Origin of the sequence: Parapedobacter brassicae (genome assembly GCF_051400755.1) — a bacterium.
In the GTDB taxonomy this organism is placed as follows: domain Bacteria; phylum Bacteroidota; class Bacteroidia; order Sphingobacteriales; family Sphingobacteriaceae; genus Parapedobacter.
The window spans coordinates 283,445-297,044 of record NZ_JBLFFL010000004.1 but is presented as its reverse complement, the minus strand read 5'-3'; the positions used below and the strand labels follow the sequence as shown (position 1 = coordinate 297,044).

Below are 13,600 nucleotides of genomic sequence, written 5' to 3'. Positions count from 1 at the left end.
TTGTTAGTGATTTGGGTTAAAAATACGGAATTAATTTAATAACACAACTTCCGCGATGGGGCTGAACAGGTATACCCGTTGGGTCTTCACTTCGATGCAGCGGTATCGTTTCCTGATTTTCTCCTGTTTTTGAAAAATACGGCCGTTTTTGATCGAGAAAATGGCCTTTTCGGGCAACTGCTCCACAGTATCTGTGCGTTCGTTTTTGACGTCATATCGTTTCAACACCCGAAACAGGTGCAGGTCTGTGCAACTGGAGGCCGCGGGGTTATTCATGTAATTGACGACCGCTGTTTGAATGTCGTCGGGGAAAATGCCGGATTGCATGAACGGCCGCATCAGTTGCCTGAAGTTGGCTTTCCACTGGCTGCCATGCGGTTTTACCTGGCTTTGGTGTTCGTTCCATGTTTTCAGGTGAGCGAACTCATGCACCGTGGTGATGAGGAACGCGTAGGGGTTGAGGTTGTGGTTTACCGAGATGCGGTGACCTTTTCCGCCATGCGGAGGCCGGTAGTCGCCGAATTTAGACGAGCGGCTGCGGCTTATGCGGAATAGGCACCCGCTATCGTTGATCCACCGCGAGATCACCGCTGCGGCGGAAGCCGGTAAGTATTTGCTCAACTGCGCACTGTAGTCCTGCATCAAACGAACATCCTATTGTGCTTCGGTAGGTTCATGTTCGTGATCATGCTCATGCTCGTGATCATGATCATGTGCTTCCTCCGAACCCAGCAACGCAGCATCCACATCCCCTTGATTGATGTCCCGTTCACGTATCGCTCTGTTCTGGCAGGTCTTGCATAATTCAGAAATGCCCTTGGCCTCCCATGCTTGCTTTACGGTACCATTGTTGACGGTTTCCCGACCTACAATGTGCTGGCAATCGTTAAAAATATGATACCTGTTTCCTGCGCTGGTCCAGAAGACATTGTCTTCATCGAAATTCAGGGTTTTTAGCGCATCGGTCTGCGCCTGGATTTCTTCGGTGTATTTTTCAATCGATGGTGGATTGAAATCGACACCGGAGATGCCCGCTACGAGCATGGCCACCACGGCAATGGTTCCGGCGATACCTTTGGTCTTTCCATCAATATTTTTATTGGTAAAAATGAGAATCACCAATGGCAGGAAAGCCAATACGCCCATGATTGCGCCCAATTGATTCTGTATGAAAAACCTGACTTTATCCTTTTCGGAGGCGGGATCAAGCCGATTCGCTTTTTTCCATAGGATAGATGCCGTGATCGCAAGCGCCAGGATGACGACGACGGCAATGATGAGATACAGCATGGTTTCATTGCTGATCAGCTTGAGGATGGCGAAAATTTGCCCAGCGATGGCGAGCAACCACGCCAAAATAGCGAATAGCCGCAACTGTTTTGCCTTCCCCTTGGCTTCAGCGCTGGCCACAAATACCTTCGCTCCATTTCCGCGCGGCGGTTGATTCGCACCGTCGGTGCCCGTGTTGTTGTTTGTTGACATGACCTTGAAAATAGCTAACGTTCGAAGGTAAATGTACAAAACTTTATTAGAAGTGCAAATACTGACCTGTTATCCCTATATTTGGAGTTAATAAATATACGTAATGGCATATGTTGACTAGACGATTCCTGCTCATCGTGTTCGCTATAGGTTTGGTGTGTTGTGCGGAGGCGCAAGATCTCAATGCACGCGTAGAAATTCTGTCGCCACAGGTCCAGAATACCAACAAACGCGGGTTGGATGTGCTGCAAAAAGCGATTGCTGATTTTCTCAACAACCGTACGTGGAGCGCCAATCAGGTACAGCCGCAAGAACGTATCGATTGCAGCTTCGTGATCACGATCAATGCATGGGACGGCTCATCCAATTTCACCGCACAAGCCCAGATCATATCTACGAGGCCCGTTTTCAACAGCACCTATAACAGTCCGGTGTTGAGTATTTCCGATAACAATTTCAATTTCAGTTATACCGAAGGGCAATTGATGGATTATTCCGACCAGCAATACATGAACAACCTGACGTCGCTGCTTGCTTATTATGCATATGTTATTGTGGGATTGGATGCAGACACGTTCGAGCACAATAGCGGCACACCATTTTATACCGCGGCCCAGAACATTGTCAACAATGCCCAAAACACCGGCTTCAACGGCTGGCGTTCGATGGAAGGTACGGACAACCGGTTTTGGTTGGTCAACAACCTGCTCGACCGGCGGTATCAACCCATCCGGGACTTCCTGTACAGCTTTTACCTGAAAGGATTGGACACCATGGCCGACAATGCATTGGCCGCGCGGAAGGCGATTTTGGAGTTGCTGCCGCTCTTGCAGAAGGTGGACCGGCTGGCACAGGGAGCCGTGTTTAATCAGGTATTTTTCACCGCGAAGTCGAACGAGCTGGTCGGCATATTCGGCGGTATGGGTCCGCAGGAACGGGTGCAGGCCTATAACCTGCTGGCAGAGGTAGACCCGGCCAACGCGAATAAATATGAAAGTTTACGTAATTCCAGATAGTACATGCCGTCCGCCAATCACCATTCACCGGTCACTGATCACCGATCACCGATCACCAATCACCATTCACCGATCACCAACCATTACCCATGCTGAGTCGCCTGTTTATTCAAAACTATGCACTGATCGATTCGCTTGATATACCATTTGACAAGGGATTGAATATACTGACCGGTGAGACTGGTGCCGGGAAATCCATCATCATGGGCGGTTTATCCCTTATCTTGGGTCAACGCGCAGAAAACCGCTATTTTTTCAATCAAGATCGGAAATGCATTATTGAAGGCTATTTCGACATCTCGTCGTATCAGTTAGAAGCGTTTTTTGAAGAACAGGATCTGGACTATGCACACGAAACGATTTTGCGGCGGGAGATTAGCGTGGATGGCAAGTCGAGGGCCTTCGTCAATGATACGCCCGTCACGCTCCAGGTATTGAAGGCCCTTGCTGAGCGGCTTATTGACATCCACTCCCAACACGCGACCCTGCAACTAAATACACCGGCTTTCCAGCTACTCACGTTGGACAGTGTGGCGCAAAACCAAGCACTGCGTAATCGGTACGCCGACAACTACCAGGCCTATAAGGCTGCACTGGCGCGCTTGAATACCTTGAAAGATGCCGCGGCACAGGCCGCCGCCGAGGCCGACTATCACCAGTTTCTCTTTAACGAGCTGATGGAGGCCAACCTCGAAGCGGATGAACAGGAGCAACTGGAGGCCGAGCAGCAGCAATTGGAACACGCAGAGGAAATCAAGCGGAACCTATTGGGTGTTGCCTACGCCCTGCAGGAGCAGGAAATCAACGCGGTCGCGTTGCTCAAAGAGGCCATGCAGCAGCTCCAACAAGCCGAACGCTTTATGGCTGCACTTGCGCCACAGGTAGCACGATTGCAAAGCAGCTTCATTGAGTTGAAAGATTTGAGTGAGGAGATCAGTCGCACAGAACAGGGCGTGCTCTTGGATGAAAGCCGTTTAGTGGAGGTAAACGAACGTCTTAGCCTGCTCTACGCGCTGCAGCAGAAACACCGGGTAGAAGACACCGCTGCGCTGATTGCGATGCGGGAAGGCCTGAAAGAAAAGCTGGATGCCTTGTCGTCTGACGAAGCGGAGATCGGCCGGCTGGAGACAGCAGTCGACCGGCTGCGGGCCGAAGTGCTTGAATTAGCCGGATTACTCAGTGAAAGCAGGCAAATGGCCATCCCGCTGGTGCAGGAGGAGGTTGGGCGAGTGCTGCACGAGGTCGGCATGCCGCATAGTCAATTGCGCATCGTGCTGGACCGTCTCGACGAGCAGTCGATCCGCATCAGTGGCCAGGACACGGTGGAATTTCTGTTTACCGCCAATAAAGGACAAGCGCCGCAGCCGATCGGCAAAGTGGCATCCGGCGGTGAACTCTCGCGATTGATGCTGGCCATCAAATCCCTGATTGCCAAAACATCGGCTTTGCCTACCATCATTTTCGATGAGATCGATACCGGCATTTCCGGAGAAGTGGCCCTGCGGGTGGCCGAAATCATGGAGCGCCTAGCGGAGCAGATGCAGGTCCTGGCGATTACGCATTTACCACAGATTGCTTCCAAAGGGGAAACCCATTTCAAAGTCTACAAATCCGAATCCGCAGCAAAAACGGCGACCCATATCGTCCAGTTGACACCGCAGGAACGGGTGCTGGAGGTTGCGCAGATGCTAAGCGGCGCCAATCCGGGGGAGGCAGCCATGCAGCATGCGGCGGAGTTGTTGGGAAAATAAAAAAAACACTATTTTTACGGACTTTATTATTCAGTTGACTAAACAAAGGAACTATGTCCCATAACCTATTGAAAGGAAAGAAAGGAATTATTTTTGGCGCACTTGACGAAAAATCCATCGCCTGGAAGACCGCCCAGCGCTGCGTACAAGAAGGAGCCGAAATCGTGTTGACCAACGCGCCTGTGGCCCTACGGATGGGTACGATCCGGCAATTGGCGGAGGAATGCAACGATGCCCCGGTGATTCCGGCAGACGTGACCAGCAATGAAGATATTGAAAACCTCTTTGATCAGACGCTGGCGCATTTCGGCGGGGGAATAGACTTTATCCTGCATTCGGTGGGCATGAGCATCAATGTGCGAAAAGGCATCCCGTACACCGAGAACAACTACGATTTCACCCATAAGGCGTTTGATATATCGGCCATCAGCTTGCACCGCGTATTGGCTGCGGCCATGAAAAAGGATGCCATCAAAGATTGGGGCTCCGTCGTGGCGCTCACGTATATTGCTGCCCAGCGAGTATTCCCCGATTATAACGACATGGCCGATGCCAAGGCGTTGCTCGAAAGCATTGCCCGTAACTTTGGCTACCAATATGGCGTGAAGAAAAAGGTGCGGGTGAATACCATCAGCCAATCGCCCACGCAGACCACTGCGGGTTCGGGTGTCAAAGGCTTCGGAGATTTCATTTCCTATGCGGACAAAATGTCGCCATTGGGTAATGCGACGGCCGACCAATGCGCCGATTATACCGTCACGCTATTCTCCGACCTGACCCGCATGGTGACCATGCAGAACCTCTTCCACGATGGAGGCTTTTCGTTTACGGGCGTGAGCCAGGCGGTGATTGAGGGAATGGGGGAGAAGTAAGGAATAGGCGTTTTCATATAAAAAAAGCGGCCTGAGCCGCTTTTTTTATGCTGGGATTTTTTTTACTGAATCAGATCTGATTCAGAAAGCGTAATCTTAACGATGAGATCACCTGGGGGGTCTATCACGACATCTGGATCAATAATGGGATCCTCCGCATATATCGTCACAAATCCTGTGGTGTAATTGACGGAATAAGCGACGCCTTCGACCGTCGTGGGGAGGACTTCATACGTGGCATCATTATCAAAGCTGACAGCGATGCTGACAACGCCTTGATCAACGTAGTAATCCGTCAATTCCGGTACCTCGATATCGACGTATACCTGATTGCTTACGCCGCTGGATCGCTGCCACCAATTGGTGGGTATATCAAACCGGATGGTCTGATTGGGCACGACGTCGTAATATTCCTTTGTACAGGAAGTGATGCCGAGGATTACTAGAAATCCAACGACGAAGGTAAGGTACTTTTTCATATACGTTTGTTTTGGGTAAATAATGCTATTGCTTGTTCCTGTTTGTATGACCCTCAATGGAACAAGAAAGTTTAATGCAATAATTGCACCAAGTGTGATTGCATTAAGGATGTTACACGATTCAGGATTTTTTCTTGGGCACCTTGGCACCTTCTTTCCGTGCTTCGGAGAGGCCGATGGCCACTGCCTGCTTCTTGGAAGTCACTTTTTTGCCCGAACCGGATTTGAGTTTCCCTTCCTTCATCTCATGCATGGTTTCCGCTACCTTTTCTCCTGCTTTTTTTGAATACTTTGCCATAAGACTATGTTTTTAAATCCACAACAAGCGTCGTACCGGAAAGTTTGGTAAAAAAAAGCCCGCGATGTTGTCGCGGGCTTATGCTGAATATTGAACCGTCAATGAAGCCTAGTCATCTTTTTTTTCTTTGGCTACATCCGATGGCTTCGATGGTGCATCGTTGCCTGCGGCTACATTGACTACGATTTCACTTTTGTCCTTATCGTAGCCGACTTCCAGGATACTGCCTTCGGACACCTCGCCTTTGAGGATCTCTTCGGCAATGGGGTCTTCAAGATATTTCTGGATGGCCCGTTTGAGCGGACGTGCACCGAAGTTGCTGTCAAAGCCCTTTTCGGCAATAAATTCCTTGGCTTCATCCGTAAGCTTGATCTGATAGCCCAGGGCTTCGATGCGGACGAAGAGCGACTTCAACTCGATGTCAATGATCTTGAAGATATGCTCCTTATCGAGGGAGTTGAATACAATCACATCATCGATCCGGTTGAGGAATTCGGGCGCAAACGCGCGTTTCAAGGCGTTTTCGATGACCCCGCGGGAATGTGACTCGGCCTGCTCGGTTTTTGCAGCCGTGGTAAAGCCCACGCCCTGGCCGAAATCTTTCAACTGACGGGCACCGATATTGGATGTCATGATGAGGATCGTATTCCGGAAATCTACCCGGCGACCGAGACTATCGGTCAGCTGTCCCTCATCCAATACCTGCAACAGCAGGTTGAACACATCGGGATGTGCTTTCTCGATTTCGTCAAGCAGCACGACCGAATACGGCTTACGGCGTACTTTTTCGGTCAATTGCCCGCCTTCTTCATAGCCCACATATCCTGGAGGCGCACCGACCAAGCGGGAGATGGCAAATTTTTCCATATACTCACTCATGTCGATCTGGATGAGCGAATCTTCGCTGTCGAACATGAAGCGGGCCAATTCTTTCGCCAACTCGGTCTTACCCACACCGGTAGGTCCCAGGAAAATAAAGGACCCGATCGGCTTTTTAGGGTCTTTCAACCCGGCACGTGTGCGTTGGATAGCCTTGACCAGCTTTTGCACCGCTTCGTCCTGTCCGATGATGCGACCCTTCATGGATTCGGCCATGCCCAATAGCTTCTGGCTATCGGACTGCCCGACGCGCTGTACCGGAATACCGGTCATCATCGACACGACTTCGGCTACATTATCCTCCGTCACGGTGTACCGTTTGGTCTTGGTCTCTGCTTCCCATGCGGTTTTTTCCGTTTCAAGCTCTTCGAGCAGTTTTTTCTCGGTGTCGCGTAGCTTGGCGGCCTCTTCGTATTTCTGGCTGCGCACTACTTTGTTTTTCTCGACCTTGATCTCCTCGATTTTCTGCTCGATATCAATGATGCTCTGCGGCACATGAATATTGGTGAGGTGCACCCGTGATCCGGATTCGTCTAATGCATCGATCGCTTTGTCGGGCAGGAAACGGTCGGTGATGTAGCGTGTGGTCAGCGTGACGCACGCTTCGATCGCTTCGGGCGTGTAATTGACGTTGTGGTGTTCCTCGTATTTCTCTTTGATGCGATTGAGTATTTCTACCGTCTCGTCATGCGTAGCCGGCTCAATCATCACTTTTTGGAACCGGCGATCAAGCGCACCGTCTTTTTCAATGTACTGGCGGTACTCATCAAGCGTGGTCGCGCCGATGCATTGGATTTCGCCACGGGCCAATGCCGGTTTGAACATGTTGGAGGCATCCAACGAACCCGATGCACCACCCGCACCTACGATGGTATGGATTTCATCGATGAAGAGGATGACATCCGGTGATTTTTCCAATTCGTTCATCACCGCTTTCATGCGCTCTTCAAATTGGCCGCGGTACTTCGTGCCTGCCACCAAAGATGCCAGATCAAGCGTGACCACCCGTTTGTTGAATAACACCCGCGATACCTTCCGTTGGATGATGCGCAGGGCCAACCCTTCTGCGATGGCAGACTTGCCTACACCGGGTTCGCCGATCAGGATCGGGTTGTTTTTCTTACGGCGTGATAGGATCTGCGAAACGCGTTCGATTTCCTTTTCGCGGCCCACGATGGGGTCCAGACGGCCTTCTTCGGCCGCCCTGGTCAGGTCACGTCCGAAATTGTCCAGTACCGGGGTCTTGGATTTGATGTCGGATACCTTCTTAGGCTGGTTGAAGTGATCATCTTCTTTAAAATCATCGTCGCCAGCGGTAGAGCCAGCGGCCTGATCGGTGATGCCCGCTTTATGCTGCTCCACATCGGCTTTAAAGACATCGTAATTGATATCGTATTGCTGTAAGATCTGCGAGGCGATATTGTCTTCATCGCGCAGGATAGACAGCAGCAGATGCTCGGTACCGATGACATCGCTTTTGAAGATTTTGGCTTCAAGGTAGGTGATTTTCAGTACTTTTTCTGCTTGCTTCGTCAGCGGCATATTGCCAATAGGGGCGCGGGACATCGAGGAGCCTTTGACAGCATCTTCGATGGATTTGCGTAGTTCGGTGGTGTCGATCCCTGCATGTTTCAATATCTTGATGGCCATGCCGTCTCCTTCACGAATAAGCCCCAATAGCAAATGCTCGGTGCCTATATAATCATGTTTCAACCTGATGGCTTCTTCCCTGCTGTATGAAATCACATCCTTTACGCGCGGCGAAAATTTTGCTTCCATGAATGTTTACCTTTCTTTTTGTATGCTAAGGATGCGATAAATGTATAAAAATTATCGCGTGTGCCCTTAATGATTTATGTAACTTTTATCAACAATTAAGCCATTGACACAAATATAACATTTTGTCAGTTTCCATAAAAGTATTATTACACCATTGTGACTATATTTGCGTCCTTCTAAAATCCAGTGCATGGCAGACGAAAAGATCATTTTTTCCATGGCGGGGGTGAGCAAAATCTACCCGCCTCAAAAACAAGTACTGAAAAACATCTACCTCTCGTTTTTCTACGGAGCCAAGATAGGCGTGATCGGTCTCAACGGTTCGGGCAAGTCGTCGCTGTTGAAAATCATTGCCGGCCTGGACAAATCCTTCCAGGGCGAGGTCGTCTTTTCGCCGGGTTATACCGTCGGTTATTTGGCACAGGAGCCCGAATTGGACCCCACGAAGACCGTTAGGCAAGTGGTGGAAGAGGGCGTAGCGGCCGTGTCGGCGATCCTGCGGGAATATGAAGAAATCAACGAAAAATTCGGGTTGCCGGAAGTCTATGAGAACGCCGACGAGATGGATCGGTTGCTGGCCCGGCAAGGCGAGCTGCAGGATCAGATCGATGCGATGGGCGCTTGGGAAATCGACAGCAAACTCGAACGGGCCATGGATGCCCTGCGTTGTCCGGATCCCGACAGGACGGTAGACACCTTGTCAGGCGGGGAGCGCCGCCGGGTGGCATTGTGTCGGCTGTTGCTGCAGGAACCCGATGTGCTGCTGCTTGACGAACCGACCAACCACTTAGATGCCGAATCCATCGATTGGCTCGAACAACACCTCCAGCAATACAAAGGCACGGTCATCGCCGTGACGCACGACCGCTATTTTCTCGATAATGTAGCCGGCTGGATACTGGAACTCGACCGTGGGGAGGGTATTCCCTGGAAAGGCAATTACTCCTCTTGGCTCGACCAGAAAGCCAAGCGGCTGGCGCAGGAAGAAAAAACCGAAAGCAAACGGCAAAAGACCCTGGAGCGCGAATTGGATTGGGTGCGCATGGCACCGAAGGCACGGCACGCCAAATCCAAAGCCCGCCTCCACAATTATGAGAAACTAGCATCCGAGGAAACCCAGGAACGTGAAGCGAAACTGGAACTCTTCATCCCCCCGGGTCCGCGGCTGGGCAATGTGGTCATCGAAGCACAGCAGGTGAGCAAGGCGTACGGGGATAAGATCCTTTTCGAAAACCTGAGTTTTTCCCTGCCCCCGGCGGGCATCGTAGGCATCATCGGTCCCAATGGCGCCGGCAAGACCACCCTGTTCAGGCTCATCACCGGGCAGGAACAGCCCGACAGCGGCACCTTCCGCGTAGGCGAAACGGTAGCATTGGGTTATGTAGATCAGCTGCATGACGACCTCGACCCCGGTAAGACCGTGTGGGAAAACATCACCGGCGGGAATGAAAACATCCAACTGGGCAACCGCCTGGTCAATTCCCGTGCATATGTTTCGAAATTCAATTTCAACGGCGGGGATCAGCAGAAAAAGGTGGGAATACTGTCCGGCGGCGAACGCAACCGCGTGCACCTGTCCATCACCCTGAAAAAAGGAGCCAACGTACTCCTGCTCGACGAGCCGACCAACGACATCGATGTGAATACCTTGCGGGCGCTGGAAGAGGGGTTGGAAAATTTCGGTGGCTGTGCCGTCGTGATCTCACACGACCGCTGGTTTCTGGATCGTATCTGTACGCATATCCTCGCATTTGAAGGCGACTCCCAGGTGTATTTCTTTGAGGGCAACTATAGCGAATACGAGGAAAACCGGAAGAAGCGGTTGGGAGACACGGGTCCTAAACGCATCAAGTATAAGAAATTATCCTGACCAGTTCTTCCCATTCTTCTTCAAGCGTCGTGGCGGGCCGCTGCTGTCCCGCCCGGCGATACCAGTAATCGGCGTTCCATAGATCGCCTTCCTTGCGGTGCAGGTAGGCGTGTACGTGAGCCGACTGCCGATCTTCCAAGTCATTGATCAAATCATGCGCTTTATTCCAGTCGCCCTTGGCATCGTACCATAGGGCTTCAAGCTGTACCGTGAGCCCAAGGGGAGGAGCCGAGTCATGAAGTGTTGATTTGAATGTATCGATATCCATGCCCCAAAGGTAAATGATAAAAAAAGAGCAACGGCTAATGCGTAAATAATAATCATGAAAAATTACGATATTTGTCGGTCGAATAGCATGCTGTTTGTTGATTTCGTTGAAATCAGATGATCAACCTTAGACTGTTGCAATGGACGAACGCCTGTTTGCTTATGTTATACTGTTATACGGTTGGGTGGCCAGCGGATTTTTGCAGATTGCCTTTTTTGCTGCCCGCAACCGGCCCAGTGGATACCTGCTTGTGGGGATATATACCATAAGCCTGCATGCCGTCTATAAGTTGATGTGGCTGATGTTTTCAAGCAATCAGCAATTCGAGCTTCCGGCCCCTTTTTCGCTCATGGCTCCCGTGATGCTTTATATGTTTGCCTACGCCTATTACCGTCCGGGAAAATCGGTGTCCGCGCTCGCAAAGCTGGCACACGCCATATTTCCCATGATTCATTTGGGGATTTTTACCATCACCTTGCTGCACCCGGCCGAAGTACAATGGTGGGTATGGTATTCGCAATGGATCTATGGCGTCAGTATCGTATCATTGCTGGTGTATTCTACGCTTACAGTCAGCCTTTATACTGGCTATAACGGACTTTTCACGATTACAGACATCCTGATTCGACAATTGACGATCTTTGGCTACGCCTTTGCGATACTTATTTCTGTGGTTTGCTACGAGCTGGATATGCCCGGCTATAAAACCGATTTTGCCATACGGCCCATGACATTCATATTCATCGTGATAGGACTGGCGCTGATGCTGCGTTACCTGTGGGCAAATCGACGGCTTCGGTCAGCGGTGTCGGAAGATGCGCCGGCACCCAGGGAGGTGATGCCGCTTGCGCTTAGGGAGCAGCTGGCGGAGACCTTGGAAAAAGAGCTGGATCGTACCCGGTTATTTTTGAACCCTTCGGTTTCGTTGGATATGCTGGCACAGCAGACAGACATACCCCGGCACCAGCTTACGCATGTATTCCAAGAGCATTACCACCAATCATTTTATCAGTTCATCGCCGCGGCACGTATACGGTATGCCATCAAACGGATGTTGGAGTTGAGTGATACGATGACACTGGATTCGCTGTCATACGAATGCGGCTTCAATTCGAAAACATCGTTCAACAAATATTTTAAAGCCTATACCGGAATGACCCCCTCCCAATACAGGTCGGGGTATCGCCGAGAAATCTATCAGCAATCATAATGGCGTTATCGATCTTGATAGTAACGGTATGCGTGTCTATCCTGTCGCTGTACATCAGCATAACAGCCCGGCTAACTACACAAGTGGACCGCTATGTGCGGGGGTTATTATGCAATCTGACACTGCATTCGGTCCACATCTGGATCGTGCACACCTATTTTGCTGATCGCTTACAGTTAGGATACTATGCGCCTTATGGGTTGCTGTATGGACCTTTTTTGTATTTTATGCACCGTGTCGCCTACAACAGGCAGGTACACCCCCGGCTTGTGCCGTTTCATCTGCTGCCTTTCTTGGTATTTACGATATGCTATTTCCTTTTGTTGGTTTTTCCCGCCGGGTTTGAACGTTATCAGCAGTTGTTCGGAATGGTGTCTTCTTTTTTGCTGGCGTTATCCAATGGCCTATATGCTATACTGATCTTGTTTTTTGCACCTGCGGGAGATGGAAAAAGGCAGGATGAGGCGTGCCGGATGATTTCGATGATGGGTATATTGGTTTGTTTTGTAGCAGTAGTGTTTTTGGTCTTTATGTATGCGGGGGTGCTTTCGGGACAGGTAATGCGGCTTTTCGTCGAAATTGTGGTGTCCCTAATCAGGCTGGGCGCCGGGCTCATCTTATTTTCTTACATGGTAAAGCGGCTGGTGCAGACCGCCTCAGTGAACAGGAGGGCGACGGATTTGTTGGGGACGATACCGCCCCCTGCTGTTGGGAAAAAAAAGGTAGCGCCTTTATCCTTGACGCAATACCAAAAATCGGCAGTGTCTCCTGCGATGCTACAGGAATACGAATCGGCATTAAGACGGTGGCTGACCGAGGGCGAGGGTTATTTAGATCACGACCTGTCGCTGGAAAGCCTGGCCAAGCAGTTGAAAATTCCCAAACATCACCTATCCCAAGTGTTTTCACGGCGCATCGGTCAGCATTTCAATACCTGTATCAACGCGTATCGGATCAAGCATGCCGTAGCATTGATGCACAGCCATCCGGATAAGACTATTTCCGATATTTTTTTGAGTAGCGGTTTTGCGGCAAAGGGTTCTTTCAATCGGTATTTTAAGCAATTTCATGGATGCACGCCAACGGAATACCGTAGCGCTTTGGTGACGGCCTGATTGTTTCCCAGGTATCAATTAATTGGATTGGCGAACATCCCAACCATTTGGGGCGTTTTTGTGGCGGGTTATCGGGTAATTTGCAAATGATGTTTAACCAAACGTTTTAGGGATGACAAGCAGCCACATATATGAACCCAAATCTGATCCGGAATTGATTTTTGTCGTCTTAGATGCTTACGAAGAGGGGAAGGTCGCTATCGAAAGTAATTTCGGTTTGGTTGCTTTTGGGAGCAACAAAGAGGAGCTGATCAATGACATTCTGTATAAAGTGGGTGAATATTTCAAGGCCGGATTTACCGGAGTAATCCGGATACGGGAATTCCAAGACACCGTGATCAAGTGTTGAGCCCTGACCAAGTCCAAGGTGCCTACCGCTCTTCAAGGCCGGTCGGTACATTACCCTGCATGGTCTTTACAAGAAAAACATTTACACCGGGAGCAAAGCCACATCATTGCTGTGGTCATACACGATGGGCATCGTGCTGAAGCGAGTCTTTAAACATGTAACCGTGTTGCTTTTTTTAGAAAAATTTTCGAATTTAAAGAAAGAATATTGTTATCATTGCAATTAGAAAGCC

13 protein-coding genes are annotated in these 13,600 nt (G+C 50.2%); 7 read left to right on the top strand and 6 right to left on the bottom strand.

The window, feature by feature from the left end; all coding sequences use genetic code 11:
* Positions 1-30 precede the first annotated feature (30 nt).
* Positions 31-642, bottom strand: a complete 612-nt coding sequence (locus ACMGDE_RS13800) for a sprT domain-containing protein (protein WP_436833392.1) — start codon at positions 640-642, stop codon at positions 31-33.
* Between the two features lie 12 nt (positions 643-654).
* Positions 655-1,482: a hypothetical protein gene (locus tag ACMGDE_RS13795; protein WP_436833391.1), complete on the bottom strand. Its 828-nt coding sequence runs from the start codon at positions 1,480-1,482 to the stop codon at positions 655-657.
* Between the two features lie 110 nt (positions 1,483-1,592).
* Between ACMGDE_RS13795 and porD the strand changes: the two genes are divergently transcribed.
* The 3 genes from porD to ACMGDE_RS13780 all read left to right on the top strand — a co-directional run bounded on the left by porD (position 1,593) and on the right by ACMGDE_RS13780 (position 5,121).
* Positions 1,593-2,498: a type IX secretion system protein PorD gene (gene porD / locus ACMGDE_RS13790; protein WP_436833390.1), complete on the top strand. Its 906-nt coding sequence runs from the start codon at positions 1,593-1,595 to the stop codon at positions 2,496-2,498.
* Positions 2,499-2,587: 89 nt separating this feature from the next.
* A complete protein-coding gene (recN, locus tag ACMGDE_RS13785; RefSeq protein WP_436833389.1) occupies positions 2,588-4,249 on the top strand; it encodes a DNA repair protein RecN in 1,662 nt (553 codons plus the stop codon).
* Between the two features lie 53 nt (positions 4,250-4,302).
* Complete coding sequence (locus ACMGDE_RS13780; RefSeq protein ID WP_436833388.1) at positions 4,303-5,121, top strand: enoyl-ACP reductase FabI; 819 nt, start codon at positions 4,303-4,305, stop codon at positions 5,119-5,121.
* Between the two features lie 62 nt (positions 5,122-5,183).
* On the opposite strand, the gene ACMGDE_RS13775 is transcribed toward ACMGDE_RS13780, so the two are convergent.
* From ACMGDE_RS13775 to ACMGDE_RS13765, 3 genes are all read right to left on the bottom strand, one after another.
* A complete protein-coding gene (locus tag ACMGDE_RS13775; RefSeq protein ID WP_436833387.1) occupies positions 5,184-5,600 on the bottom strand; it encodes a hypothetical protein in 417 nt (138 codons plus the stop codon).
* A 121-nt stretch (positions 5,601-5,721) separates the two neighbouring features.
* Entirely contained in the window at positions 5,722-5,898 is a 177-nt protein-coding gene (locus tag ACMGDE_RS13770; RefSeq protein ID WP_436833386.1) for a DUF6496 domain-containing protein, read from the bottom strand.
* Positions 5,899-6,006: 108 nt separating this feature from the next.
* Positions 6,007-8,556 carry an ATP-dependent Clp protease ATP-binding subunit gene (locus tag ACMGDE_RS13765; RefSeq protein ID WP_436833385.1) on the bottom strand — a complete coding sequence of 850 codons (2,550 nt, stop codon included), beginning with the start codon at positions 8,554-8,556 and terminating at the stop codon, positions 6,007-6,009.
* A 190-nt stretch (positions 8,557-8,746) separates the two neighbouring features.
* On the opposite strand from ACMGDE_RS13765, the gene ettA reads away from it, so the two are divergent.
* On the top strand, positions 8,747-10,426 hold the full coding sequence (ettA, locus tag ACMGDE_RS13760) for an energy-dependent translational throttle protein EttA (protein ID WP_436833384.1): 1,680 nt from the start codon (positions 8,747-8,749) through the stop codon (positions 10,424-10,426).
* On the opposite strand, the gene ACMGDE_RS13755 is transcribed toward ettA, so the two are convergent.
* A complete protein-coding gene (locus tag ACMGDE_RS13755; protein WP_436833383.1) occupies positions 10,404-10,694 on the bottom strand; it encodes a hypothetical protein in 291 nt (96 codons plus the stop codon). The genes ettA and ACMGDE_RS13755 overlap by 23 nt on opposite strands.
* Positions 10,695-10,833: 139 nt before the next feature.
* Between ACMGDE_RS13755 and ACMGDE_RS13750 the strand changes: the two genes are divergently transcribed.
* The 3 genes from ACMGDE_RS13750 to ACMGDE_RS13740 all read left to right on the top strand — a co-directional run bounded on the left by ACMGDE_RS13750 (position 10,834) and on the right by ACMGDE_RS13740 (position 13,368).
* The gene (locus tag ACMGDE_RS13750) at positions 10,834-11,904 is read left to right on the top strand and encodes a helix-turn-helix domain-containing protein (protein WP_436833382.1); all 1,071 of its coding nucleotides are present in this window, start codon (positions 10,834-10,836) and stop codon (positions 11,902-11,904) included.
* Positions 11,904-13,019 (top strand): AraC family transcriptional regulator, encoded by a 1,116-nt coding sequence (locus ACMGDE_RS13745; RefSeq protein ID WP_436833381.1) that lies wholly within the window; start codon positions 11,904-11,906, stop codon positions 13,017-13,019. Before ACMGDE_RS13750 ends, ACMGDE_RS13745 begins: the two co-directional genes overlap by 1 nt.
* Before the next feature lie 112 nt (positions 13,020-13,131).
* The gene (locus ACMGDE_RS13740) at positions 13,132-13,368 is read left to right on the top strand and encodes a hypothetical protein (RefSeq protein ID WP_436833380.1); all 237 of its coding nucleotides are present in this window, start codon (positions 13,132-13,134) and stop codon (positions 13,366-13,368) included.
* The last annotated feature ends 232 nt before the right edge of the window (positions 13,369-13,600 follow it).